Origin of the sequence: Nocardioides zeicaulis (genome assembly GCF_042432345.1) — a bacterium.
GTDB lineage: Bacteria > Actinomycetota > Actinomycetes > Propionibacteriales > Nocardioidaceae > Nocardioides > Nocardioides zeicaulis.
Genome location: NZ_JBHLXH010000001.1, coordinates 1,306,005 through 1,331,020, shown reverse-complemented (window position 1 = coordinate 1,331,020; position 25,016 = coordinate 1,306,005). Strand labels below are relative to the sequence as shown.

General features: G+C 71.1%; 24 protein-coding genes. 17 read left to right on the top strand and 7 right to left on the bottom strand.

The features are described from left to right. Positions 1 to 13: 13 nt before the first annotated feature. The 5 genes from ggt to ACFFJG_RS06540 are packed head-to-tail and all read left to right on the top strand — an operon-like array spanning position 14 to position 5,670. Complete coding sequence (ggt, locus tag ACFFJG_RS06560; protein ID WP_378517797.1) at positions 14 to 1,852, top strand: gamma-glutamyltransferase; 1,839 nt, start codon at positions 14 to 16, stop codon at positions 1,850 to 1,852. A gap of 28 nt (positions 1,853 to 1,880) precedes the next feature. Next, entirely contained in the window at positions 1,881 to 2,672 is a 792-nt protein-coding gene (gene dapF / locus ACFFJG_RS06555) for a diaminopimelate epimerase (RefSeq protein WP_378517796.1), read from the top strand. 31 nt (positions 2,673 to 2,703) lie between these two features. Next, entirely contained in the window at positions 2,704 to 3,480 is a 777-nt protein-coding gene (locus tag ACFFJG_RS06550) for an SDR family oxidoreductase (RefSeq protein ID WP_378517795.1), read from the top strand. A 7-nt stretch (positions 3,481 to 3,487) separates the two neighbouring features. Then, positions 3,488 to 4,615 (top strand): DegT/DnrJ/EryC1/StrS family aminotransferase, encoded by a 1,128-nt coding sequence (locus ACFFJG_RS06545; protein ID WP_378517794.1) that lies wholly within the window; start codon positions 3,488 to 3,490, stop codon positions 4,613 to 4,615. Further along, positions 4,525 to 5,670, top strand: coding sequence for a glycosyltransferase (locus ACFFJG_RS06540; protein ID WP_378517793.1), 1,146 nt, complete (start codon positions 4,525 to 4,527; stop codon positions 5,668 to 5,670). Before ACFFJG_RS06545 ends, ACFFJG_RS06540 begins: the two co-directional genes overlap by 91 nt. Positions 5,671 to 5,697: 27 nt before the next feature. Here ACFFJG_RS06540 and ACFFJG_RS06535 read toward each other — a convergent pair whose 3' ends face one another. Beyond that, positions 5,698 to 6,342: a NeuD/PglB/VioB family sugar acetyltransferase gene (locus tag ACFFJG_RS06535; RefSeq protein ID WP_378517792.1), complete on the bottom strand. Its 645-nt coding sequence runs from the start codon at positions 6,340 to 6,342 to the stop codon at positions 5,698 to 5,700. Positions 6,343 to 6,433: 91 nt separating this feature from the next. After that, positions 6,434 to 6,850, bottom strand: a complete 417-nt coding sequence (locus tag ACFFJG_RS06530; protein ID WP_378517791.1) for a hypothetical protein — start codon at positions 6,848 to 6,850, stop codon at positions 6,434 to 6,436. A 141-nt stretch (positions 6,851 to 6,991) separates the two neighbouring features. Here ACFFJG_RS06530 and ACFFJG_RS06525 point away from each other — a divergent pair, with 141 nt between their 5' ends. The 5 genes from ACFFJG_RS06525 (at position 6,992) to ACFFJG_RS06505 (ending at position 14,321) form a co-directional block, all read left to right on the top strand. Further along, a complete protein-coding gene (locus ACFFJG_RS06525) occupies positions 6,992 to 7,888 on the top strand; it encodes an NYN domain-containing protein (protein ID WP_378517790.1) in 897 nt (298 codons plus the stop codon). A gap of 75 nt (positions 7,889 to 7,963) precedes the next feature. Next, positions 7,964 to 9,487 (top strand): GTPase HflX, encoded by a 1,524-nt coding sequence (gene hflX, locus ACFFJG_RS06520; RefSeq protein WP_378517789.1) that lies wholly within the window; start codon positions 7,964 to 7,966, stop codon positions 9,485 to 9,487. A 97-nt stretch (positions 9,488 to 9,584) separates the two neighbouring features. Then, a complete protein-coding gene (gene secD, locus ACFFJG_RS06515; protein ID WP_378517788.1) occupies positions 9,585 to 11,873 on the top strand; it encodes a protein translocase subunit SecD in 2,289 nt (762 codons plus the stop codon). Between the two features lie 147 nt (positions 11,874 to 12,020). Beyond that, entirely contained in the window at positions 12,021 to 12,149 is a 129-nt protein-coding gene (locus ACFFJG_RS06510; RefSeq protein ID WP_378517787.1) for a hypothetical protein, read from the top strand. A gap of 165 nt (positions 12,150 to 12,314) precedes the next feature. After that, the gene (locus ACFFJG_RS06505) at positions 12,315 to 14,321 is read left to right on the top strand and encodes an ATP-dependent DNA helicase (RefSeq protein WP_378519459.1); all 2,007 of its coding nucleotides are present in this window, start codon (positions 12,315 to 12,317) and stop codon (positions 14,319 to 14,321) included. Between the two features lie 6 nt (positions 14,322 to 14,327). Here ACFFJG_RS06505 and ACFFJG_RS06500 read toward each other — a convergent pair whose 3' ends face one another. From ACFFJG_RS06500 to lexA, 4 genes are all read right to left on the bottom strand, one after another. Then, positions 14,328 to 14,732, bottom strand: coding sequence for a DivIVA domain-containing protein (locus tag ACFFJG_RS06500; RefSeq protein WP_378517786.1), 405 nt, complete (start codon positions 14,730 to 14,732; stop codon positions 14,328 to 14,330). Positions 14,733 to 14,745: 13 nt separating this feature from the next. Continuing rightward, positions 14,746 to 15,480 (bottom strand): sulfotransferase family protein, encoded by a 735-nt coding sequence (locus ACFFJG_RS06495; RefSeq protein WP_378517785.1) that lies wholly within the window; start codon positions 15,478 to 15,480, stop codon positions 14,746 to 14,748. A 63-nt stretch (positions 15,481 to 15,543) separates the two neighbouring features. After that, positions 15,544 to 16,761 (bottom strand): NAD(P)/FAD-dependent oxidoreductase, encoded by a 1,218-nt coding sequence (locus ACFFJG_RS06490; RefSeq protein ID WP_378517784.1) that lies wholly within the window; start codon positions 16,759 to 16,761, stop codon positions 15,544 to 15,546. A gap of 112 nt (positions 16,762 to 16,873) precedes the next feature. Further along, entirely contained in the window at positions 16,874 to 17,596 is a 723-nt protein-coding gene (gene lexA, locus ACFFJG_RS06485) for a transcriptional repressor LexA (protein WP_378519458.1), read from the bottom strand. Positions 17,597 to 17,753: 157 nt separating this feature from the next. Between lexA and ACFFJG_RS06480 the strand changes: the two genes are divergently transcribed. The 5 genes from ACFFJG_RS06480 to ACFFJG_RS06460 all read left to right on the top strand — a co-directional run bounded on the left by ACFFJG_RS06480 (position 17,754) and on the right by ACFFJG_RS06460 (position 20,667). Continuing rightward, positions 17,754 to 18,194, top strand: a complete 441-nt coding sequence (locus tag ACFFJG_RS06480) for an SDR family oxidoreductase (RefSeq protein WP_378517783.1) — start codon at positions 17,754 to 17,756, stop codon at positions 18,192 to 18,194. Between the two features lie 17 nt (positions 18,195 to 18,211). Beyond that, the gene (locus ACFFJG_RS06475) at positions 18,212 to 18,541 is read left to right on the top strand and encodes an SDR family oxidoreductase (RefSeq protein ID WP_378517782.1); all 330 of its coding nucleotides are present in this window, start codon (positions 18,212 to 18,214) and stop codon (positions 18,539 to 18,541) included. A 178-nt stretch (positions 18,542 to 18,719) separates the two neighbouring features. Then, positions 18,720 to 19,070 (top strand): LysM peptidoglycan-binding domain-containing protein, encoded by a 351-nt coding sequence (locus ACFFJG_RS06470; RefSeq protein ID WP_378517781.1) that lies wholly within the window; start codon positions 18,720 to 18,722, stop codon positions 19,068 to 19,070. A 314-nt stretch (positions 19,071 to 19,384) separates the two neighbouring features. Beyond that, complete coding sequence (locus ACFFJG_RS06465; RefSeq protein ID WP_378517780.1) at positions 19,385 to 19,903, top strand: hypothetical protein; 519 nt, start codon at positions 19,385 to 19,387, stop codon at positions 19,901 to 19,903. Positions 19,904 to 20,076: 173 nt separating this feature from the next. Next, complete coding sequence (locus ACFFJG_RS06460) at positions 20,077 to 20,667, top strand: hypothetical protein (RefSeq protein WP_378517779.1); 591 nt, start codon at positions 20,077 to 20,079, stop codon at positions 20,665 to 20,667. A gap of 157 nt (positions 20,668 to 20,824) precedes the next feature. On the opposite strand, the gene ACFFJG_RS06455 is transcribed toward ACFFJG_RS06460, so the two are convergent. Continuing rightward, positions 20,825 to 21,160: a hypothetical protein gene (locus ACFFJG_RS06455; RefSeq protein WP_378517778.1), complete on the bottom strand. Its 336-nt coding sequence runs from the start codon at positions 21,158 to 21,160 to the stop codon at positions 20,825 to 20,827. Positions 21,161 to 21,537: 377 nt separating this feature from the next. On the opposite strand from ACFFJG_RS06455, the gene nrdR reads away from it, so the two are divergent. Together nrdR and ACFFJG_RS06445 are read left to right on the top strand one after the other, a co-directional pair. Continuing rightward, positions 21,538 to 22,023: a transcriptional regulator NrdR gene (gene nrdR, locus ACFFJG_RS06450; protein WP_378517777.1), complete on the top strand. Its 486-nt coding sequence runs from the start codon at positions 21,538 to 21,540 to the stop codon at positions 22,021 to 22,023. A 101-nt stretch (positions 22,024 to 22,124) separates the two neighbouring features. Further along, on the top strand, positions 22,125 to 25,016 hold a 2,892-nt coding region (locus tag ACFFJG_RS06445; RefSeq protein ID WP_378517776.1), incomplete at its 3' end, for a vitamin B12-dependent ribonucleotide reductase.

The following is a 25,016-nucleotide window of genomic DNA, read 5'->3' as shown; positions in this document are numbered from 1 at the left end:
CGGGAGGACCCCCATGCGCATTCGTACGCCCCTCGCCGCGGCGACCTCGGCAGGCCTGCTCGCCGCCCTAGCCGTCGTCTCGCCCACCGCCGTCGCCGACGACGCCGCGCAGCAGCCGGCCGCGCGACCGACCGCGAAGAAGCCCACCGCCATCGGCACCGGCGGCGCCGTCACGACCGTCGACCCGGAGGCGACCGCAGCCGGCCTCAAGGTGCTCAAGGCCGGGGGCAACGCCGTCGACGCCGCCGTGGCCGCGGCCGCGACGCTCGGCGTGACCGAGCCCTACAGCGCCGGCATCGGCGGTGGCGGCTACTTCGTCTACTACGACGCCAAGTCCGGCAAGGTGCGCACCCTCGACGGGCGCGAGACCGCGCCTCGCAAGATGCCGCAGGACGCGTTCATCGACCCCGCCACCGGCAAGCCCTACCCCTTCACCCCCGACCTCGTCACCAGCGGCGTCAGCGTCGGCACCCCCGGCACCCTCGCGACCTGGGACAAGGCGCTGGCCAACTGGGGCACGCTGTCGCTCGCCGACGCGCTCGCGCCGGCGACCAGGGTCGCCACCCGCGGCTTCGTCGTCGACGAGACCTTCCGCCAGCAGACCCTCGACAACGAGGAACGCTTCCGCGCGTTCAAGGACACCAAGAAGCTGTTCCTGCCCAAGGGCGACGCCCCCAAGGTCGGCTCGGTCTTCCGCAACCCCGAGCTCGCCGCGACCTACGACTCGATCGCGCTCCACGGCACGGACGCGTTCTACCGCGGCCCGCTCGCCCGGCTGATGTCGTCGGTGGTCCGCAACCCGCGCACCACCAAGAACACCGACCTGCCCACGCCGAAGGGCTACCTGACGCCACGCGACCTTCGCGACTACAAGGTCCGCTCGCAGAAGGCGACCCGCACCACCTACCGCGGCCACGACGTCTACGGCATGGCGCCGTCGTCCTCGGGCGGCACCACCGTCGGCGAGGCGCTCAACATCCTCGAGCGCTACGACCTGTCGGCGATGACCACGGAGCAGGCGCTCCACCACTACCTCGAGGCCAGCGCCCTCGCCTTCGCCGACCGTGGCAAGTACGTCGGCGACCCCGCCTTCGTCGACGTGCCCGTGAAGAAGCTGCTCGACGACACGTTCGCCGCCGAGCGCGCCTGCGGCATCAACCCCGCCAAGGCGGCCACCAAGCCGGTCGCGGCCGGCGACGTGAGCTCCTACGACGGCGTCTGCGGCCCGGCCACCGCCAAGGGCACGACCGACACCGACACCGAGAACATCTCCACCACCAACATGACGGTCACCGACAAGTGGGGCAACGTCGTCGAGTACACCCTCACCATCGAGCAGACCGGCGGCTCCGGCATGGTCGTGCCCGGCCACGGCTTCCTGCTCAACAACGAGCTGACCGACTTCTCGACGGTCTACGACGCCGCCGACCCCAACCGGATCCAGCCCGGCAAGCGCCCGCGCAGCTCGATGTCGCCGACGATCGTGCTCAAGGACGGCAAGCCGTTCCTCGCCCTCGGCTCGCCCGGCGGCTCGACGATCATCACGACCGTGCTGCAGGTGCTGGTGAACCGGATCGACCTCGGCATGACGATCCAGGACGCCATCGCCGCGCCGCGCGCCAGCCAGCGCAACACCGCGAGCGTCACCGCCGAGCCTGACTTCATCACCCTCTACGGCCCGGCCCTCACCGCCCTCGGCCACACCCTCGCCCCGGCAGGTGACGCCTTCACCAGCGCCTCGGAGATCGGTGCGGCGACCGCGATCGAGTTCGGGCCGCGCAAGCGCCTGACCGCGGTCGCCGAGCCCGAGCGGCGCGGCACCGGGTCCGCGGCCGTGGTCTCGCCCCGGTGACCCACGGCCCGGCTGCCACACTGGAGGCGTGAGCTACCCCTTCCTGAAGGGCCACGGCACCGAGAACGACTTCGTGGTCCTGCCCGACCCCGACGAGTCGGTGCACGGCGACCTGGACCCTGACCGGGTCCGGGCGCTGTGCGACCGGCGCGCGGGCATCGGCGCCGACGGGGTGCTGCGCGCCGTACGAAGAGACGACGGCTGGTTCATGGACTACCGCAACGCCGACGGCTCGATCAGCGAGATGTGCGGCAACGGCGTGCGGGTCTTCGCGCGCTACCTCCACGAGCGCCACGGCGAGGACTTCCCGGTCCGCGTGCAGACGCGCGACGGGGTCAAGGTGGTCTCGCGCGACGGCGCGGGCACGGACCTCACCGTCGACATGGGACGGCCGTCCGTCCGCGGTGCGACCGAGGTGTCGGTCGGTCACCTGACCTGGCCGGCCCGCAGCGTCTCGATGGGCAACCCGCACGCGGTGGCGTTCGTCGACGACCTCGCCGACGCGGGTCCGCTGCTCGAGGCCCCGGGTCACGACCCGGCGGTCTACCCCGACGGCGTCAACGTGGAGTTCGTCGTGCGCCGGGGCGCCCACCACGTCGCGATGCGGGTGCACGAGCGCGGCGCGGGGGAGACCCGGTCGTGCGGCACGGGTGCGTGCGCCGTCGCGGTCGCGACCGCGCTGGCCGACGACGCGCCGCGCGGGACGTCGTACCGCGTCGACGTGCCGGGCGGCACCCTGCGCGTCGTCTGGACCGTCGACGACCGGGTCCTGATGACCGGCCCGGCTGAGCTCGTCGCCGAGGGCACCACCGACCTCTGAGGCGGTGCTCGGACGTCCTAGGATCCGAGGCATGGACATCACCGGATCCACCGCCATCGTCACCGGCGGCGCGAGCGGCATCGGCGCCGCCGTCGCCCGAGCCCTCGCCGCGCGCGGCGCGACCGTCATGGTCGCCGACCTCAACGCCGAGAAGGGCGAGGCGCTCGCCGCCGAGATCGGTGGCGTGTTCGCCTCCGTCGACGTCACCCGGACCGAGCAGGTCTCCGCGGCCGTCGAGGCCGCCGCCGAGATCGCCCCGCTGCGCGCGTGCGTCAACTCCGCCGGGATCGGCTGGGCCCAGCGCACGATCGGCCGCGACGGGCTGCTGGAGCAGGCCCACGACCTCGACGCGTTCCGCAAGGTCGTCGAGATCAACCTCATCGGCACCTTCGACATGACCCGCCAGGCCGCGACCGTGATGAGCCGCAACGAGCCCGACGCCGACGGCCAGCGCGGCGCCATCGTCAACCTCGCCTCCGTTGCCGCGTTCGACGGCCAGATCGGCCAGGCCTCCTACTCCGCCTCCAAGGGCGGCGTCGTCGGGATGACCCTGCCGGTCGCGCGCGACCTGTCCGCGGCGGGCATCCGCCTCAACACCGTCGCGCCCGGCCTGATCGACACCCCGATCTACGACGCGTTCCCGAACCCCGGCGAGTTCAAGGCCAACCTCGGCCAGAACGTCCTCTTCCCCAAGCGCCTCGGCCACCCCGAGGAGCTGGCGAGCATGGTCGTGGAGTGCCTGACCAACTCCTACATGAACGGCGAGACGATCCGCGTCGACGGCGGCATCCGGATGCCCCCCAAGTGAGCCCGAAATGAGCCCCGATATCCCGTTCATCCGCCCGAGCCTGCCCGAGACCGCGGCGGTCGCGGCGGCGTACGAGCGGATCGTCGAGGCGAACTGGTTCACCAACTTCGGGCCGACCGAGCGCGAGCTGGCGCGCTTGATGGCCGAGGCGGTCGGCCCGCACCACCACACCTCCACCTTCGCCAATGCCACCCTCGCGCTGGTGGGCGCGCTCTCGGGCGCGCTCGGCAGGGGGGACGGCACGCGCTTCGTGCTGGTGCCGTCGTTCACGTTCGCGGCCGGCCCCCAGGCTGTCGTCTGGTCGGGACACCGTGTCGCGTTCGTCGACGTCGACCCGGTCACCTGGCAGCCCGACGCCGCGCACGCCCGGGCGCTGCTGGAGACCGTTCCCGGTGAGGTCGCAGGCATCCTGCTCGGCAACACCCTGGGCGTCGGCAACGCCGCCGTCGCGGAGTGGGAGCGACTCGCCGCGGACCACGACCTGCCCCTCGTGATCGACTCGGCAGCGGGTTTCGGCTCCTGGTACGACGACGAGCGCCGGGTGGGCGACGCCGGCACCTGCGAGGTGTTCTCGCTCCACGTGACCAAGCCCTTCGGCATCGGGGAGGGCGGTGCGGTGCTCAGCCGCGACGCCGAGCTGGTGGCGTGGCTGGACCGGTTCCAGAACTTCGGGTTCAGTCCGGGGCGCGAGGCCGAGATCCTCGGGCTCAACGGCAAGCTGCCCGAGCTGAGCGCGGCGATCGGACTGCTCCAGCTCGAGCGGCTCGAGGGACGGCTGGCGGAGCGGAGACGCGTCCTCGCGACCTACGTTGCCGAGCTGGCGCCGCTCGGGCTCACGCCGCTGCCCAACTCAGAGCGCGCGGCTTTGGGCAGTGCCTCCCTGCGGGCACGCGACCCCGGGCAGCGCGACCAGATCCTGGCGGCGCTCACCGCCGCCGGAGTCCAAGCGCGGGCCTACTACAACCCGCCGGTGCACCGGCACCCGTGGTTCGTCGAGCACGACGACGTCTGGGCAGGCGGCGCACTTCCGGCGACCGAGGCGCTGTGCTCCGAGGTGCTCTCGCTCCCGATCCACGACGAGATGTCCGAGGCCGACCTCGGACGCGTGATCGAGGCGGTGCAGTCGTGTCGGTGACTCCTCGGCCCAAGGTGAGCGTCGTGACGATCACCTACAACCACGAGGCATTCATCGAGCAGGCGCTCGAGAGCATCCTCGCGCAGGAGACCGACTTCCCGGTCGAGCTCGTGGTGGCCGACGACGCCTCCACCGACGCGACCGCGGGCATCGTGCGGGAGGTCGCCGGGCGCTACCCGGACCGGGTGGTGCCGCTGCTGCGGCCACACAACCTCGGGATCCACGCCAACTTCGTGTCGGCACTCGAGGCCACCCGGGGCCACTACGTCGCCCTGTGCGAGGGCGACGACTACTGGACCGATCCCCGCAAGCTCCAGCGGCAGGCGGACCTGCTCGACGCCCGGCCCGACGTCGCGCTGTGCGCGCACCCGGTCCTGACCACCTGGGAGGGGGGCGAGGAGCCTGACGTGGTGTGGCCGACCGAGTCCGAACGTGCCGACCTCAGCTACGCCGCGTTGCTGCGCGGCAACTTCGTGCCCACCAACTCCACCCTGGCGCGGCGCCTGGACTCCTACGCCATGATCCCGGACATCCTCCCGCTGGACTGGTACGTCCACCTCCTCCATGCACGCGGTGGCCCGATCGCCATGATCGAGGAGACGATGGGCGTGTACCGGCGGCACCCCGGCGGGGTCTGGTACGGCTCGTACGGCGACCCGGACGCGTTCTGGATCGGGCGGGCGCACGGCATGGCCGGATTCGCCGACGCCGTGATCGCCCTGGTGGGCGACGACGAGGAGCAGCGGGCGGCGATCCAGGACTGGACGCTGTGGGTCGCGCGGCTCTTCGCGGTGCGCAGCCGGACGGCTCCCGCCGAGGAGACCGCCGCCGTCCTCGCGGCGCACCCCGGGTTCGCGTCGCTGCTCGCGCGTGCATTCGCCGACCGGGTGGACGACGTCGAGTGGCTCAAGGGCCAGCTCGAGGAGCGTGACGGGCGGGTCGCCGAGCTCACCAGGAAGCTGCGCCGGGCACGACGACGGCTGGAGCAGGCCGAGCCGACCGGCGGCTCCGAGCCGGCGCCACGCCGTACACCGCGCTGGCGCCCCGGGTCCTGAGCGCCCCGCCCGCCGAGGACGTCCGGCTCAGCGCGCCAGTGGCCGTGCTGGCACCCCGACCGCGGTGGTGCCCGCGGCCACGTCCGACACGACCACGGCGCCCGACCCGACGACAGCCCCCCTGCCGACCGTGACCCTCGGGTTCACCACCGCTCCGGCTCCGAGGAACGACGCCTCCTCTAGGTGCACCCCGCCGCTGACGATCGCGCCGGGCGACACCGTGGCGAGGTCGTCCAGCACGCAGTCGTGTCCGACGACCGCGCCGGCGTGCACCTGCGCGTGTCGCCCGACGACGACGTGCGTGGTGAGGGAGGCGTGGGAGCACACGACCGCACCGGCGCCCAGGCGGACGTGGCGGCCCAGCGCCGCGGACGGGTGCACCAGGGTCGCGTAGTCCCGGCCGGAGCCGATCCTCGCCACGAGCGCGCGCCTCGCGTCCGGGTCGCCCACGGCCACCACCAGCGAGACGTCTGCATCCAGGCGCGTGTGCGCGTCGGTGGCGCCGAGGTGGGCGACGTCCCAGGAGTCGAGGAAGTCGTCGTCGGGCACCCAGTCGGCCAGCACCCCGACGACTTGCCAGACCGGCGATCCGGCAGCGGCGTTGCTCGCCTCGACGAGCGCGAGCACCTCGCTCGCGAAACCTCCGGCACCCACCACTGCCAATCTGCCCATGGCGACAACCTAGACCGGGCGGCTCCGCGGCGATCGGTCGTGCGGGTGCGTGGAGGTCGCGACCCACGGCTCCTCGCGAGACGGGCCCGGCTCAGAGCCACGCGTCGGCGCCGAGGTCGTAGCGGTCGCTGTCGCCCTCCTCGCGCAGCCAGGTGGGCACGCCGACCTCACGGCCACCGGCGGCGTCGAAGACCTCGACCACCCAGTCACCGATCGCGTCCCGGACGTCCCCGTCGGAGCGGAAGCGCCCCGGCAGGGCATCGGGCGCGTCGGTGCCGATCCGGTCCGCCCACCCCGGCAGCAGCACCACGCCCGCGCCCAGGTCGTCGCCCACGACCGGGCGCACCAGGACGGCGTGGTCGAGCTCGTGCAGGTGCGTGACCTCGAACGCCGTCGCGCCCGGGTGAGCGGCGTACGTCCGGCGCAACGCCTCGACCGCGGCGGGCCGGTGGCGCTCGAGGTCGGGACGCACGAGTGCGACGAGGTCGAGCGGCGGGCGAGGTTCCACGGCGCGCACGCTAGTCGTCGCGCGCGCGGTGGTCTGGACCGAACGTCCTCAAATCGGATACAACGCCGCGCCGCGCTTGCGGGTCGGGGGATCGTTCGTCGAGGACGAGCGGGGCCGAGCACAAAGTGGGTGGGGGCGCACATGACGCAGATGACCAACAGGGTGGGCACGGCGGACATGGCGGACACCTCGACCGGACTGCGTCAGGGCCAGGGGGCCGACGCGGCGGAGCAGGACCGCCACCAGGGGGACCTGGCCACGCTCGTCCGCAGCTGGATGGCGGCGGGGACGCGTGCGCAGGACCGGGTGCGGGGCGAGGGGTCGCTCCGCGTCGCACCGGCGCCGGCCGAGCACGACGAGCAGGTCGCACCGGACGAGCAGGACCAAGGGGACGTCACGGTCGAGACGCTGGTCGACCCGTGGGGGGTCCCGGGCGGGGAGGACGGGCCGGTCGCCCCGCCCCGGGAGCGACCGGAGGCGGACCCGGCGAGCGACGTGGTGGGAGACGTCGCCGCGCCCGGGTCCGCCCCGGTCGTGCCCCGCCTGCCGCAGCGCCCCACCGGCGAGGAGCTGGACCAGGCGCAGCGGGTGGCGGTGCTGATCGATGCCCGGCGGGTCTCCGCCGACGCGGCCACGGGGCTGCTCGCGATGCTGGCGGGGCGCGGCGCCGTCAACGTCTGCCGGGCCTACGCCGACTGGAGCCGGGCCGAGCTCGGCGACTGGGTGGGCCGGATGCGCCGCGAGGGCCTGCACTCCTTCCACCACTTCCCCGACGACGACGAGCAGGCGCTGGTCGCGATGGCCATCGACGCGATCGACATCGCCCGCGACGCCTCCGTCGACGAGGTGGTGCTCGCCGGCGACCTCACCTCGGCGCTGCCGCTGGTGCACCGGCTCCACGCCGCCGGAGTACGGGTGGTCGCGGTGGGCGCCGGCCACACGCCGCACGACGTACGGTCCGCGTGCGACGAGTTCGTCGACACCGCGACCATCGCCGGGGAGCAGGCTCCGGTCGTCGGGCGCCACCGCGCCCACTGACCCCCTCGTCCCACCCGTCACTCTGGTCGAAGTCGTTCGCGCAGGTCGGGCGCGGCGACCTATTCTTGAGCGCATATGACGAACGCACCTGACTTCAACCTCAGCGACGCCCTCGACGCCACCCGCGGCTGGGACGACGACTCGATCGAGCTCGACGACGACCTGCTCGAGGACGACGACGTCGAGTCCGGCTACGCCGAGGACACGTCCTACGACGACGCCGACCCCGAGGAGCTGACCCTCGGCGCCCAGGAGCTGGCCGAGCGCCACGCCCTGCGCCGCGTCGCGAGCCTGCGCACCGAGCTCGAGGACATCACCGAGGTCGAGTACCGCCAGCTCCGCCTGGAGAAGGTCGTGCTCGTCGGCGTGTGGACCGAGGGGTCGGTCGCCGACGCCGAGAACTCCATGGCCGAGCTCGCCGCGCTGGCCGAGACCGCCGGCTCCGAGGTGCTCGAGGCGGTCTTCCAGCGCCGCCAGAAGCCCGACCCGGCCACCTACATCGGCCGCGGCAAGGTCGAGGCGATCCGCGAGATCGTGCAGGCCACCGGCGCCGACACGGTGATCTGCGACGGCGAGCTCGCGCCGAGCCAGCTGCGCAACCTCGAGGACAAGATCAAGGTCAAGGTCGTCGACCGGACCGCGCTGATCCTCGACATCTTCGCCCAGCACGCGAAGAGCAAGGAGGGCCAGGCCCAGGTCGAGCTGGCCCAGCTGCAGTACATGAAGCAGCGCCTGCGCGGCTGGGGCGGCAACCTGTCGCGCCAGGCCGGTGGTCGCGCCGCGGGCGGTGACGGCATCGGTGGCCGTGGCCCGGGTGAGACCAAGATCGAGACCGACCGCCGGCGGATCAACACCAAGATCGCCAAGCTGCGCCGTGAGCTCAAGGAGATGCGCGGCACCCGCGAGGTCAAGCGCCAGTCGCGCCGCCGCAACCACGTCCCGAGCGTGGCCATCGCGGGCTACACCAACGCCGGCAAGTCGTCGCTGCTCAACCGGCTGACCGACGCCGGGGTGCTCGTCGAGGACGCGCTGTTCGCCACCCTCGACCCCACCACCCGCCGTACGACGACCGCCGACGGCCGCGTCTACACGATGTCCGACACCGTCGGCTTCGTGCGACACCTGCCGCACGGCCTGATCGAGGCCTTCCGCTCGACGCTGGAGGAGGTCGCCGAGGCCGACCTGCTGCTCCACGTCGTCGACGGCGCCCACCCCGACCCCGAGGGCCAGATCGCCGCGGTGCGCGAGGTCCTGGCCGAGATCGGCGCCAACAAGGTGCCCGAGATCATCGTGGTCAACAAGGTCGACGCCGCCGACCCGCTCGTGATCAGCCGGCTGAAGGCGCGCGAGCCGCACCTGGTCGTGGTGAGCGCCAAGACCGGCGAGGGCATCGAGGACGCGCTGCGCACCCTCGAGTCAGAGCTGCCGCGGCCGCAGGTCGAGTTCGACGTGCTGCTGCCCTACGAGCGCGGTGACCTGGTCAACCGGATCCACCAGGAGGCCGAGATCGGCTCGATGGAGCACACCGGCGACGGGACGCTGGTGGTCGGACGGGCCAATGCCGACCTCGCGGGCGAGCTGGCGGCGTACAGTCGCTGACGTTTGTCTCGGGCGAAACCTTCGCGGGTGGTCGCACGTTGACCAGTCCGGTGCCCTGATGCGGGGCTTCGCAGTCGTGTAGTAGAGGATGTCGCGCATGTCACGAGGTGTCTGGATCCGCTTTCTCCTCGTGCTCGGCCTGCTGGCCGGGTGCGCGGCGCTCGCGATCAACGTCAAGCCCCAGCTCGGTCTCGACCTCAAGGGCGGCGCACAGTTCGTCTTCCAGGCCGAGGGCACCGACCAGACGCCCGCCAACGCGGAGAACGTCGACAAGACCCTGAGCGTGCTCAGCGGCCGCGTCAACGCCCTCGGTGTCTCCGAGCCCACCCTCGTCCGCCAGGGCCAGGACCGGATCCTCGTCGAGCTGCCCGGCGTCACCTCCGACAAGGAGGCGCAGGAGGCCGAGGACAAGATCGGCCAGACCGCCAAGCTGACCATCCACGAGGTCATCGCCGCCGCTGCGTCCCCCGACGCCAAGCCCACCAAGAAGGACGACCAGGTCCTGCCGTCCGACCAGGGCGACGTGATCGAGATCGGCCCCACCGTCATCCCGGGCGACGAGATCACCTCCGCGGCCGCCGAGCAGCCGCAGAACAGCGTCGAGTGGGTCGTGTCCATCGACTTCAACGGCAAGGGTGGCGACACCTGGGCCGACATCACCGGCAAGGCCGCCTGCAACCCCGACGGCGACCCCAAGCGCCGCATCGCGATCGTGCTCGACGGCGAGGTCATCTCCTCCCCGCAGGTGCAGACCTCGGTCGGCTGTGACGTCGGCATCCGCGGTGGCGGCACCCAGATCACCGGCGGCTACACCGCCGCCCAGGCCAAGGACCTCGCCGCGCTGATCGAGGGCGGCTCGCTGCCCCTCGAGCTCAAGCCCATCTCCGACCGCCTCGTCGGCCCCTCGCTGGGTGCCGCGGCGATCGACGCCTCCATCGAGGCCGGCATCATCGGCATCGCGCTGACCGGCCTGTTCATCATCTTCGTCTACCGCCTCGTCGGTCTTGCTGCCACCGTGGCGCTCGCGTCGTACGCCCTGCTCGCCTACGCGATGCTGGTCGGCCTCGGCTCGACACTGACCCTGCCCGGCCTCGCCGGCTTCGTGCTCGCGATCGGCATGGCGATCGACGCCAACGTGCTCGTGTTCGAGAGAGCCAGGGAGGAGTACGTCGCGTACCCCTCCGCCGGCCTCCGGCGTGCGCTGGCGGTCGGCTTCAACAAGGCGTGGAGCGCGATCATCGACTCCAACGTCACCACGCTCCTCGCGGCCGGCCTGCTGTTCTTCCTCGGCTCGGGCCCGATCAAGGGCTTCGGTGTCACCCTCACCATCGGTGTCGTCGCCTCGATGGTCTCCGCGCTGATCATTGCCCGCGTGCTGTGCGACCTCGCCGTCGCCAACAAGCCTGTCTCGCGCCACCCGGCCGTGAGCGGCTTGAGCCACCTCGGCCGGGTCCGCACCTGGCTCGACCGCAAGAACCCGCAGCTGGTCCAGCGACGCAAGATCTGGCTGGGCATCTCCGGTGTCGCACTCCTGCTGGCCGTCACCGGCATCGCCACCCAGGGCCTGCAGCTCGGCGTCGAGTTCACCGGTGGTCGCCAGCTCGACTACTCGCTGAGCAAGAAGATCGACGTCGACCAGGCTCGCGAGGCCGTGGCCCAGGCCGGCTTCCCCGAGGCTGTCGTGCAGACCGCCGACACCGCGGACTTCACCGTCCGCACCGGCACGATCTCCAACGACGAGGAGCAGACGATCGAGGACGAGCTGTCCAAGGTCGGCGGCACGGTCACCAAGGTCGACGACCAGACGATCGGCGCCTCGCTCGGCAAGGAGCTGCGCAACAACGCGCTCATCGCCTTCGGCGTGGCCTTCCTCGCCCAGCTGCTCTACCTCGCGGTCCGGTTCAAGTGGACCTTCGGTGTCGCGGCCGTCCTCGCGATGGCGCACGACGTGATCCTGGTGGTCGGTCTGTTCGCCTGGTTGCAGAAGCCGATCGACGGCATCTTCCTCGCCGCCGCCATGACCATCGTCGGTCTGTCGGTCAACGACACCGTCGTGGTCTTCGACCGCATCCGCGAGCGCTGGTGGGGCTCCAAGCCGGAGGACGACTTCAACTCCCTGGCCAACAAGGCGTGCGTCGAGACCATCCCCCGCACCGTCAACACCGGCCTCGGTGCGATGTTCATCCTGGCGGCGCTCGCCGTCCTCGGCGGCGACTCGCTCCAGGACTTCGCGATCGCCCTGCTCGTCGGCCTCGTCGTCGGCACGTTCTCCTCCGTGTTCGTCGCCACCCCGCTGCTGACCTTCTTCCAGCCGCGGTTCCCGATGAGCCGGGTGAAGAAGGAGAAGGTCGTCCGCGCCCCCGAGGACTCCGGCGCCGTCGTCTGACCCCGCCTGCCGGCCGCTCGTCCGTACGTGACCGGGAACCCCGGGTTCCCCCGCCTAGCCGGGGGAACCCGGGGTTCTCGCACCTTGCAAGCCGCGATAACCGCGGGGAACGCACGAGGAGTTGCCGCCACGGCGTACCTTCGTCCCATGCTGTGGCTCCTCCTCATCGTCGTGCTGGGCGTCGTCGCCTGGAAGTACCGCGTCAAGCTGCTCGCCCGGATCCTCGGCCAGCCCGAGCGCCGCATCGAGCGCCAGATCGGCCGCAAGAAGTACTGACCGACGCCGACTGGACGCACGCTTTTGACGCTTGACGCACGCCATGGCGTGCGTCGAGCGGACACAGGTCCGCTCGAGTAGCCCCGTGGACGCGGCGACCCGCACCCGCCACGGCGCGTTGTGGATGGCGTACGTCGCGGTGTCGGGGCGGCCCCGTAGGGTTCTCTGGTGCCCGAGACCGCCACCGCCGCCAGCCCCGTCACCGAGGTCCTGGCGAAGGCCGTCACCGCGCTCGGCGGGCAGCAGCGCGACGGCCAGGTGCAGATGGCCACCGAGGTCGCCGAGGCGATGGAGGAGGGCCGCCACCTCCTCGTGCAGGCCGGCACCGGCACCGGCAAGTCCCTCGGGTACCTCGTGCCTGCGCTCCTCCACGACAAGCGGGTCGTGGTCGCCACGGCGACCCTCGCGCTGCAGCACCAGCTCGTCGAGCGGGACCTGCCGCGGCTGGTCGAGGCGGTCAAGGACGTCCCCGGCATCGACACCTCCTACGCCGTGCTCAAGGGCCGTTCCAACTACGCCTGCCTCCACCGCGTCCGCGCCGGCGTTCCCGACGACCAGGGCACCCTCGTCGACGTGCCGATGGGCTCGATGGCCGAGAAGGTCCTCGAGCTGCGGCAGTGGGCTGAGGACGAGTCCGAGGCCGGCGGCAGCGGCGAGCGTGACAACGCCCCGCGCCACACCGACCGCGAGTGGCGCCAGGTCTCGGTCAACCACCGCGAGTGCCTCGGCGCGACCAAGTGCCCGTTCGGCCAGGAGTGCTTCGCCGAGCTCGCCAAGGAGAAGGCCCAGCGCAGCCACCTGATCGTCACCAACCACTCCCTCCTCGCGATCGACGCGATCGAGGACGTGCCGATGATCCCCGACTACGACACGGTCGTGATCGACGAGGCCCACGAGCTGGTCGCCCGCGTCACCCAGGCGGCCACCGACGAGCTCGGCGCCGGTGACGTCGAGCGGGCCGCGCGCCGCGCCAGCCGCTGGGCCGACGACGCCGGGGGCGACCCGGCCGGAGACCTCGAGGACGCCGCCGGCCAGCTCGCGGAGGCGTTCGCGGCCCTGCCGGCCGGTCGCATCGACATGGTCCCGCCACAGCTCTCCGACGCGCTCGTCGCGGTCCGTGACGCCGCCCGCGCGACCCTGTCGGCGTTCCCGCGCGAGTCGGGCAAGGAGGGCAAGGACGGCGACGCCGACGCCGGGCGCACCCAGGCCAAGGGCATGGTGCAGGAGGTCTTCGTCAACGCCGAGCGGATGGCGGCCGGCTCGGACCGCGACGTGCTGTGGCTCGGCGAGGCCCGCGACCGGTTCCCGGCCCGGCTCCACGTCGCGCCGCTCCAAGTGTGGGGGCAGATGCGCGACAAGCTGCTCACCGACAAGACCGTCGTCTTCGCGAGCGCGACGCTGATGCTCGGCGGCGAGTTCGGCGCGGTCGCCACCTCGCTGGGCCTCAAGCCCACCGAGCGGCTCGGGCACCAAGTCGCCACCACCGACGCCGAGGGCGCGCTGCCGTGGAAGGGCATCGACGTCGGTTCGCCGTTCGACTACGGCCAGCAGTCCATCCTCTACGTCGCCCGCCACCTGCCCCAGCCCGGCCGCGACGGGCTCGGGCCGGCCCAGCTCGACGAGATCTGCGACCTCGTCGACGCGCTCGACGGCCGCACCCTCGGCCTGTTCTCCTCGCGTCGCGCGGCGGAGGCGGCGGCGGAGGCCGTACGCCAGCGGCTGCCGCACCTCACCACCCTCGCGCAGGGCGACGCCCAGCTGCCCGAGCTCGCCAAGCAGTTCGTCGAGGACCCCCACACCTGCCTGTTCGGCACGCTGTCGCTGTGGCAGGGCCTCGACGTGCCCGGCGACACCTGCCAGCTGGTCATCATCGACCGTATCCCGTTCCCGCGGCCCGACGACCCGCTCATGTCGGCGCGCGCGAAGGCCGCCGACGACCGTGGCGGCAACGGTTTCATGGAGGTCTCCGCGACCCACGCCGGGCTGCTGATGGCGCAGGGCGCCGGCCGGCTGATCCGCACCACCACCGACCGCGGCGTCGTCGCCGTCCTCGACCCGCGCCTCGAGACCGCCCGCTACGGCCGGTTCCTCAAGGCGTCGCTGCCGCCGATGTGGTCGACCACCGACCCGGCGCTGGTGCGCCAGGCGCTGAAGCGGCTCGGCGCCGGCTGAGCCGGGTCAGAGCACGGCGACCAGGAGCAGCACCACGGCCACCACGGCCAGACCCCACGCCATCGCCACCCGCGTGGAGCGGTCGTCGGCGCGCGCGATGGCGTCGGGGCGGGGTGCGGCGGGGACGTACGCCGCGCCGGTGTCGGGCGCGGCGACCTCGGGCGGTACGCCGCTCGCCTGCGCGCGCAGCGCGACGACCGCCTGGTCGAGCCAGTCGTCGACGTCGCCCATCGCGTAGCCCTCGCGCAGCCGCACCGGCGTGAACCGGACGTCGCGCACCTGCTCGGCCGTCATGGCCGGGCCTTCCTGGGCGAGCGCGGCGAGGACCCGGTCGACGAGGTCGTCCACCTCGCCGACGTCGTAGCCCTCGGTGAGCTTGGTGGTGGCGAAGCGGGGCTGGGCGAGCGTCATGGCGGGCTCCGGTCTACGGGCGGTCGGGGTCGTAGCCGAAGAGCTGGTAGTCACGGCGGTACATCGTGGTCACCAGCGCGCGGAGCTCGTCGGAGACCCGGCGGTCCTGCCCGCCGGGCGCGGTCTGGTTCCGCGGGGCGGTCGGCACGGTCGGCGCGCCGATGCGCTCGCACACCTCGGCGAAGTCGCGGTCGAAGGTCTCCAGGCGCCCGACGAAGTCGACCCGGTTGAGATCGATCATCCGGCTCTGCAGGGTGAGGTGCTGGTCGGTGCCGGGAACCGCCGACAGGTCCTGCGCGGCGGTCCAGCGGGCGAACTCCTCGACCGTCTGCATCCGGGCGTGCGTCGCGTCGTCGAAGGAGTAGTAGTTGGCTCCGACGACCTTGTCGCGCCACGCCGAGACGAACCGGTCGAGCGGGTCGCGCACGAAGGCGAAGGTGAAGTAGTCGGTGAAGCTGGCCAGGGGGTACCTGACCCGCATCGCGTGGTCCACGTCCAGGCTCACGCCATGGCTCTCGCAGTGGTGGCGGATGGTCCGGGTCGCCACCTTCGCCACGCGGTACCAGACGAACCGGTGGCTGTGGCTCACCGTGAGGTTGTACGCCAGCGGGCTGAGCCACGCCGACGCCTCCCCGGCGAGCCCCAGCCGGTCGAGCTCGGCCTCGCCCGGCGGAGTGAGCCGGCGCCGGTTGCCCGGACGGGTGCGGAACACCTCGGGGGACGGGGTCGCGCCGGCGTGCTCGAACATCGCCGCGAGGCTACACCGGGCGCCGGGGTGCGAGGAGCTCCGGCGACGAGCCTCGAGACCCCGTCAGCCGAACGGGATCCGGCCGCGCAGCACCTCGGGGTCGTCGAGCGGCGCGTCACGCGTCTCCCTGATGACCTCGCGAGCCTGGTCGGTGCTGTCCCAGACGTTCCACAGCAGCACACCGCGCACGGAGCCCTGCTTCAGGTAGTAGACGACGCCGGTGCCGAGCTGGCCGTCCTTCCAGTCCTCCACCATGTCGAGGTCGGACTTCGTCTCGCCGACCGCCTCGTAGCCGGCGTCGAAGATGTCGGACCAGAAGATCGGGGTGTACTCGTAGGCCTCGCCGGCGCCGGCCATCACCTTGCCGGCGTGCTCGCCGGACTTCTCGGCCTGGTCGACGTGCTCGACGCGGCGTCGGCCGAGGAGGGCGTCGGGGTACGACGCCACGTCGCCCGCGGCGTACACGTCCTCCGCGCTGGTGCGCAGGTGCTCGTCGACGACGACGCCGTTGTCGACCTCGAGCCCGGCAGCCTCGGCGAGCCCGGTGCGCGGCTGCACGCCGACGCCGACCACGGCTGCGTCGCCGACCACCTCGGTGCCGTCGTCGAGCCGGATCCGCACGCCGTCGCCGGTGTCCTCGCCGGCGCTCACCGAGCCGTGCACCACCGTCACGCCGCGGTCGGTGAACGCCTTGGTGAGGCTGGCCGCGAGCGCACGGGGGAACATCTGCTCCTGCACGTCCTCGAGGTCGAGCACGAGGGTGACGGAGACGTCGTTCTGCACGAGGGCCGAGGCGATCTCCGAACCGATGTAGCCGCCGCCGACCACGACGACGTGGCTGTCGGGGCCGGCGAGGGTGCGCAGCCGCTGGTAGTCGGCGGCGGTGCGGTAGTAGAGGACGCGCGGGCCGGGCTGGAGGTCGAGCGTGCGCGGCTCGGCACCGGTGGCCAGCAGCAGCTTGCCGTAGGTGACGGTCGTGCCGTCGGCGAGGCGTACGGCGTGGGCACCGGGGTCGATCGCGCTGACCGTCGTGTCGGTGAGGAGGTCGACCGCGTCGTCGTCCTCGAGGTCGCCGGAGAGCCACGAGTCGTCGAGGCTCTTCTCGGCGTCGAGCCAGAGGGCCTTCGACAGGTCGGGTCGGTAGACCGGCCTGTCGGGCTCGGAGCCGAGGACCGCGACCGTGCCGGAGGGGTCCTGGCTGCGGATCCCCTTCACGGCGCTCGTGGCGGCGACGCCGGCGCCGACGACGACGTAGTCGTAGGACTCCTGGACCTGGCTCATGCGGGCTCCTCGCGATGGGTGGTCCCGCCATCGTGTCCGCTCGGTGCACCACAATCAACGGCCCTCCGCCCCGCAGGGTGGAGGGCCGTCGGAAGGCCGGGCGAGGAGTGCCTCAGAGGCTGCGCAGGACCGCCGTGACGACACCAAGAATGGTCGCGTTGTCGCCGGGGATCGGGTCGTACGCGCTGTTGTGCGGGAGCAGCCAGACGTGGCCGTCCTTGCGCTGGAACGTCTTCACGGTCGCCTCGCCCTCGATCATCGCCGCAACGATCTGTCCGTTGGTGGCCGTCTGCTCCTGCCGGATCACGACGTAGTCGCCGTTGCAGATCGCGGCGTCGATCATCGAGTCGCCGGACACCTCCAGGAGGAAGAGCGTGCCGTCACCGACGAGCTGCTTGGGCAGCGGGAAGACGTCGGAGACCTGCTCCTCGGCGAGGATCGGGCCACCGGCGGCGATGCGGCCCACGAGTGGGATGTTGACCGCGGTGGGGGAGACGTCGCCGATCCCGGTCTCGTCGACGCTCGACTCGTCGGCGCTCGAGATCGAGCGGCGCGCCGCCATCACCTCGGGCAGGAACACCTCGAGCGCGCGGGGCCGGTTGGGGTCGCGCTTGAGGAAGCCCTTGCCCTCGAGCACGCGCAGCTGGTGGGCCACGCTGGAGGACGACGTGAGCCCGACCGCCTGGCCGATCTCGCGCATCGAGGGCGGGTAGCCCTTCGTCTCGATCGAGTCCTTGATCGTGGCCAGCACGCGCTGCTGGCGCGGGGTCAGGCCGGTGGCGTCCGGCGGGCCGTCGGGCATCTCGATGACGTTCTTGTCGTCCTGCTTGGCCATCTGGCTCAGTCCTCCCGGCACGGTGTCCTGCTGACGTGCTGCTGGTGTGCTGCTGGTGTCGTGCTCCGTCCACCCGGAGCAGTGGGGCCACCGTAGCGCCGCGGACGCCCGCGGATCAAACACCTGTTCGAACCCGCGTGTCGCTACGGTCGGCCGCATGGCGAGCGTGGGCACGACGAGCTGTGTGGTAACGGGTGGGGCGCGTGGGATCGGGCGGGCGATCGCCGAGCGGATGGTCGCCCGCGGTCACCGGGTCGTGGTCACCGACGTCTCCGAGGCGGTCACCGCGACCGCAGAAGAGATCGGAGCGGCCGGGCTGGTCCACGACGTGCGAGACCCCGACGCGCACCGGGCGGTGGCCGCCGAGGCTGCGCGCCACGCCCCGCTGGCGGCCTGGTTCAACAACGCCGGGGTCGGCGACGACGGGACGCTCGTCGCGCTGACCGACGAGCAGGTGCGCCGCCTGGTCGAGGTCAACCTCCTCGGCACCATGTGGGGCACCCGCGCGGCGCTCGACGCGTTCGGGCCCGCCGGAGGTGACGTCGTCAACGTCGCCTCGCTCGCCGGCCTCACCCCGGCCCCCGGCTACAGCGTGTAGCAGCGACGAAGGCGGGCGTGGTGTCGCTGAGCTCCTCGGTCAACGCCGAGGCGCCCCGCGGGGTCCGGGTGCACGCGCTGTGCCCTGACGGCGCCGACACCGCGATGCTCGCCGCGCAGGACCCCGACGGGATGGGAGCCCAGCTGGTGCACTCGGGCGGCCCGATCCTCACCGTCGACCAGGTCGCGACGGCCGCGGTCGCCCTCCTCGGTTCGCGGCGGGTGGTGCGGACCGTGCCGGGCTGGCGCGGGGGAGTGGCGCGGGCTGCCGCGCTCACACCCGGCGCGGCGCCGCACGTCGTGGGGCTGTTCGCGGCCCAGGGGCGGCGGTCGATGCGTCGGCGCTGAGCCGCCTTCGGGGCCGTCGAACATTTGTTCGCCCAGGTCCTTGATCTGTTCGAACACCTGCTCTATCGTCGTACACACGTTCGATCGAACGTCTGAGCGAGACCGACCCACTGTCGGTGGTCATCACTAGACATTCCTTCGACCGAGACACCCGGCTGATCTTCCCCAGGAGGCCACGATGAGCACCCTCAGCCTTTCCCCCGCTTTCACCGCCACGTCCGCCCGTCGCTCGGCGGTGCGGCTCACCCGGCGCGGCCGGCTCGTGGTCTTCCTGACCTCGCTGTTCCTGGTCCTCGGGGTGGCGGTCATGCTCGCCGGCGGCGCCGTCGGCACCGACTCGGCGGGCCAGCAGGTCCCGACCGAGGTCGTCACCGTCGCCCCGGGCGACACCCTCTGGGACATCGCCAGCGACATCTCCACCGACGGCGACGTCCGCTCCGCGATGGATCAGATCGAGCGGCTCAACGCCCTCGAGTCCGCCAGCCTCTCGGCTGGCCAGAAGCTCCGCGTCCCGGTCGTCACCGACTGACGCGCGAGGCCTCCATCAGCCGCTTCGACCCCGGCTGGTGGAACCAAGGGGAAGACCGAGGGGCGGGCCACCAGGCCCGCCCCTCGGCGCATGTCGGGAGCAGGTTGAGCGAGTCGATCTCCGATGTGTCGGCTACGCAGCTTGCCGGGCTGCCGTGGTGAGGGTGGCGGCATACGACACGGGCCGGCCTCCTCCGGGTGTCGTCTGCCGCCACCCTGGTCGCGGTTGTCCACAGATCGGCTCCTGGGACTGTTTCTCGGCAGCTCCGGATGGGTAGTTTCACCGGTGCTGACGTTGTCTCGGGAAGGCCCTTCATGCACGTACGCCGCGCGCTCGCGCTCTCCGTCCTCGCCCCGCTCCTGCTGGCCGGGTGCTCCGACGGCGACCCCGAGCCCAGCCCCACGCCGAAGATGCCCGACCCGACCAGCGCCTCGCCCTCGCCGACGGAGTCCGAGACGGCGGAGGCCGAGAGCGCGGAGGACTTTGTACGCCGGTGGGTCCAGGTGAGCAACGAAATGCAGCAGACCGGTGAAGTCGCCGAGTTCCGGAAGCTTTCGCGTCAGTGCCAGTCCTGTGGTCAGGCCGCCGATCAGGTCCAGTCGATCTACGAAGCGGGCGGGTCTATCGAGTTTGGCGGCGCGACCATCAGCCTGTTGAAGTCAGTTGCGGATGATCCGCCAACATTCAACTTGGATCTAGATACCCCTGAAACGGTGGTGCGGCTGAAGAACGGACAAGTCGATCAGCGACTGCCGAGCGGTGTTGGCCAGTATCAGCTGACGCTCAATGGCGAGCCAGGCGCATGGTTCGTAGCCGCGTACGCGAGACGATGATCCGTCTATTGCTTGCCCTCCTCCTGGCCTCCGGAGGGCTCATGGCTCTGAGCGAAACCGCGACCGCCGATGGGTGCTCGAGCCAGGTCGGCATTCTTGGAGTCAACGCTGAATGCCAGTGGACCTATGCGGAATTCCAGAGCTCATCTAGCTCTGATGTAACACACACCTGGGTGGTCACGATCCAGTGCGGCAACGGCGGCATCTGTGCGGACCACGTCGAATGCGTGGAGAACGGTGCGAGCGGCTTTGTCCACGACGTGTTCATGGACGGTGTCGACGTCGGCGACGTCTGCGTCCCTGAAGCCGACGTCGATGAGGTCAACGTCCTCGCGTTGATCATCAGGCAGTTCAAGCGGATCGAGTGGCCAGCCTCCGAGCTGGTCGTTCAGCCACCGGGCGGCAAGACCTTGGTCAACTTCGAGACGAACTTCTACACCGACGACGACCAGCCGATCACACAGACGGTCCGCATTGCAGGCCGTCAGGTCGAGATCCGGGCCGTCCAGGTTACGTACCGGTTCCACTTCGGTGATGGCACAGGCGTCGACAGTGCCAGCCCGGGGCGTCCGAACCCGTACCTCGACGTCACCCACGTCTACACGCAGGCGGACCCGGTAACGGTCAGTCTCGACACGACGTACTCGGGCGAGTACCGCATCGGCGGTGGAGCATGGACGCCGATCAACGAGACGGTCACCGTGCAAGGCGCGGCTCAGGACCTCGACGTGGTCGAGGCGCTCCCGCAGCTCGTTCTCCGCTAGGTCCGATCGACGACGCGGAAGATCCGAGCCATCCGGTGGCTCGGATCTTCCGCTCTGCGCAGCTGCCCCGCCTGCATCCGAGCGACACCGGCCGTGAGTGCGGTTCCTGTGACGTACCTGGTACGTCACCGATACCGCACAAGGCGGAAGGCGGCGCTCAGCGTGCCGCGCGCTTGCCGCCGATAGGCCGTGGGGCCTCGCCGGGGGCGGGGGGCTCGCGGGTGATCCCGAGGGTCCGGGAGAGCCGGGCGACGAGGAGCAGGCCGACGAAGAGGCACGCGATCGCGCCGAGGCAGGCGAGCGCCATGAACATCCAGGCGGACGAGCCGGAGCCCCCGCGGGCCGCCGTACCGAAGTCGATGGCGGCGTAGACGAGGTAGCCCCAGGCCACCACGCACAGCGTGATCCCGACGCAGATCGCCAGCGCGAGGGGAGAGGTCCGGGCGGACGACGCGGGGGCTGCTCGCCGCGATCCCGCCCGCTTCCCCGTCACGCGGGACATTGTGCCCGCTCGATCCATCCAGAGGGGCCGAATAGCCCGTTCGGACTACGCCAGGACCACCCGCCGGAGCACACCGGAAGCGCGACACGCCGGGCCGGAAATAGACGAACGATCACTGACCTGCGGTTTTGCCGACGACACGCCCGAAGCCCGATCTGACCCGTCCGGCTCACTTGCCAAGCGTTGTGACGGCGACGTACGGTAACCACTACATCTAGTACTTACACCGCTGTAGTTATCCACATCTGGTGCACATGCCATGGGTCTCTACGCACAGGCCAAGCCTAGATGTCCACAGGAAGATCCACAGGCGCGGACCCGTTGTACGGGTGTGCGAAGCGCGCCCTGACGACGGGAGGAGGGCTGCCATGCACTGTCCGTACTGCAAGAACGAGGACACCAAGGTCCTCGACTCCCGCGTCGCCGACGACGGCGGCTCGATCCGCCGTCGCCGCAGCTGCTCGGCGTGCGACCGCCGGTTCAGCACGGTGGAGAAGATGCAGCTCACGGTGCTCAAGCGCTCAGGCGCCACCGAGCCGTTCAACCGTGACAAGGCCATCGCCGGCGTCCGCAAGGCCTGCAAGGGCCGCCCGGTCACCGATGCCCAGCTCGCCTGCCTGGGCCAGGACGTCGAGGACGCCCTGCGCCTGAGCGGCCAGGCCGAGTTCGACGCCAACGAGGTCGGCCTCGCGATCCTCGCCCCGCTGCGGGCGCTCGACGAGGTCGCCTACCTCCGTTTCGCCTCCGTCTACCGCGCCTTCGACTCCGTCGAGGCCTTCGAGGACGAGATCGCCATGCTGCGGCTCGAGCGCGCCACCGACGGTCCGAGCGAGACCTCAGCCCAGTCGGGCTGACCACGAACGGCCCGGCAGGTGGTGGGGAAGCTGCCTGCCGGGCTCACCAACATCCCGCGAGACGACTCGCGAACCGAGAAACCACCACCACAGGAGATGGCATGACCGAGACGGTTTCCACCGGCGCCAAGGGCGCGGCGAGGGGCAAGGGCCTGAAGATGGAGCGCGTCTTCAGCACCAAGGGCACCCACCCCTACGACGCCATCACCTGGGAGCGTCGCGACGTCGTCCAGACCAACTGGAAGACCGGCGAGACCGTCTTCGAGCAGCGTGGCGTCGAGTACCCCGACTTCTGGTCGGTCAACGCCTCCACCATCGTCACCACCAAGTACTTCCGCGGCGCGGTCGGCACGGACGCCCGTGAGTGGAGCCTCAAGCAGCTCATCGACCGGATCGTGAAGACGTACACGAAGGCCGGCCTCGACCACGGCTACTTCGCGACCGACGCCGACGCCGAGGTCTTCGAGCACGAGCTGACCTGGCTGCTGGTCAACCAGTACTTCTCCTTCAACTCGCCCGTGTGGTTCAACGTCGGCACCGCGTCGCCGCAGCAGGTCTCGGCCTGCTTCATCCTGAGCGTGGACGACTCGATGGACTCGATCCTCAACTGGTACAAGGAGGAGGGCTTCATCTTCAAGGGCGGCTCCGGCGCCGGCCTCAACCTCTCGCGCATCCGCTCCTCCAAGGAGCTCCTCTCCTCCGGTGGTACGGCCTCGGGCCCCGTCTCCTTCATGCGCGGCGCCGACGCGTCCGCCGGCACCATCAAGTCGGGCGGCGCCACGCGCCGTGCGGCCAAGATGGTCGTCCTTGACGTCGACCACCCCGACATCGAGGAGTTCGTGATGACGAAGGCGAAGGAGGAGGACAAGATCCGCGCCCTCCGCGACGCCGGGTTCGACATGGACCTCGGCGGCGCCGACATCACCTCCGTGCAGTACCAGAACGCCAACAACTCGGTCCGCGTCAACGACGAGTTCATGCGCGCCGTCGAGGACGGCACCGAGTTCGGCCTGCGCTCGCGCAGCACCGGCGAGGTCATCGAGACCGTCGACGCCCGCAGCCTGTTCCGCAAGATCAGCGAGGCCGCCTGGGCCTGCGCCGACCCGGGCCTGCAGTACGACGACACGATCAACGACTGGCACACCAACCCCGAGACCGGCCGCATCACCGCGTCCAACCCGTGCTCGGAGTACATGTCGCTCGACAACTCCTCGTGCAACCTGGCCTCGCTCAACCTGCTGAAGTTCCTCAAGGACGACGACACCTTCGACGCCGCCCTGTTCGCCAAGGCCGTCGAGTTCATCATCACCGCGATGGACATCTCGATCTGCTTCGCCGACTTCCCGACCGAGCCGATCGGCCAGACCACCCGCGACTACCGCCAGCTCGGCATCGGCTACGCCAACCTCGGCGCGCTGCTGATGGCGATGGGCCTGGGCTACGACTCCGACGGCGGCCGCTCGATGGCCGCCGCGATCACCTCGCTGATGACCGGTACGTCCTACAAGCGCTCGGCTGAGCTCGCCGGCATCGTCGGCCCGTACGCCGGCTACGCCCGCAACGCCGACGCCCACAAGCGCGTCATGCGCAAGCACCAGGCGGCCAACGACGTCGTCCGCGTGCTGCACACCGAGGACGGCCGCGTGCACAAGCTGGCCACCAAGGCGTGGGCCGACGTGATCAAGCTCGGCGAGAAGAACGGCTTCCGCAACGCGCAGGCCTCGGTGCTCGCGCCCACCGGCACCATCGGCTTCATGATGGACTGCGACACCACCGGCATCGAGCCCGACTTCTCCCTGGTGAAGTTCAAGAAGCTCGTTGGCGGCGGCTCCATGCAGATCGTCAACCAGACCATCCCGCGGGCGCTGAAGAAGCTCGGCTACCAGCCCGAGCAGGTCGAGGCGATCGTCGCCTACATCGGCGAGCACGGCCACGTCATCGACGCCCCCGGCCTGAAGACCGAGCACTACGAGATCTTCGACACCGCCATGGGCGCCCGCGCGCTCAAGCCGATGGGCCACGTCCGGATGATGGCCGCGGCGCAGCCGTTCCTCTCCGGTGCCATCTCCAAGACGGTCAACCTGCCCGAGAGCGCCACGGTCGAGGAGATCGAGGACGTCTACATGCAGTCTTGGAAGCTTGGGCTCAAGGCGACCGCGATCTACCGCGACAACTGCAAGGTCGGCCAGCCCCTGTCCGACGGCGGCGGCAAGGCCAAGAAGGACGCCGCCGACAAGGCCGCCTCGGAGACCGAGGTCGTCGAGAAGGTCGTGGAGAAGGTCGTCTACGCCCCCGTCCGCAAGCGCCTGCCCAAGTCGCGCGTCTCGCGCACCACGTCGTTCACCGTCGGCGGTGCCGAGGGCTACATGACCTCCGGTGCGCACGAGGACGGCCAGCTCGGCGAGGTCTTCCTCAAGCTCGGCAAGCAGGGCTCGACCCTCGCCGGCGTGATGGACGCCTTCTCGATCGCGGTGTCGATCGGCCTGCAGTACGGCGTCCCGCTGGAGACCTACGTCTCGAAGTTCACCAACCTGCGCTTCGAGCCCGCCGGCCTCACCGACGACCCCGACGTGCGGATGTCGCAGTCGATCATGGACTACATCTTCCGCCGCCTCGCCCTGGACTACCTGTCCTTCGAGGACCGCTCGATGCTCGGCATCTACTCCGCCGAGGAGCGCCAGCGCCACCTCGAGACCGGCTCCTACGAGCCCCTCGTCGAGGAGACCGGCTCGGCCGGCGAGCTGACGTCGTCGGCCCCTGCGGCCGCCGAGGTCGTCGAGCTGGACGAGGTCGAGACCAAGGACACCCACGGCAACGAGGCCCGCGAGGTCCCGGCCCAGGCGACCACCGGTGCCCCCCACACCACCGCCGAGCTCTTCGAGAAGCTCACCGGCACCGCCGTCGACTCCCCGCTCTGTATGACCTGCGGCACGAAGATGCGCCCCGCCGGCTCGTGCTACGTGTGCGAGGGCTGCGGGAGCACGAGCGGCTGC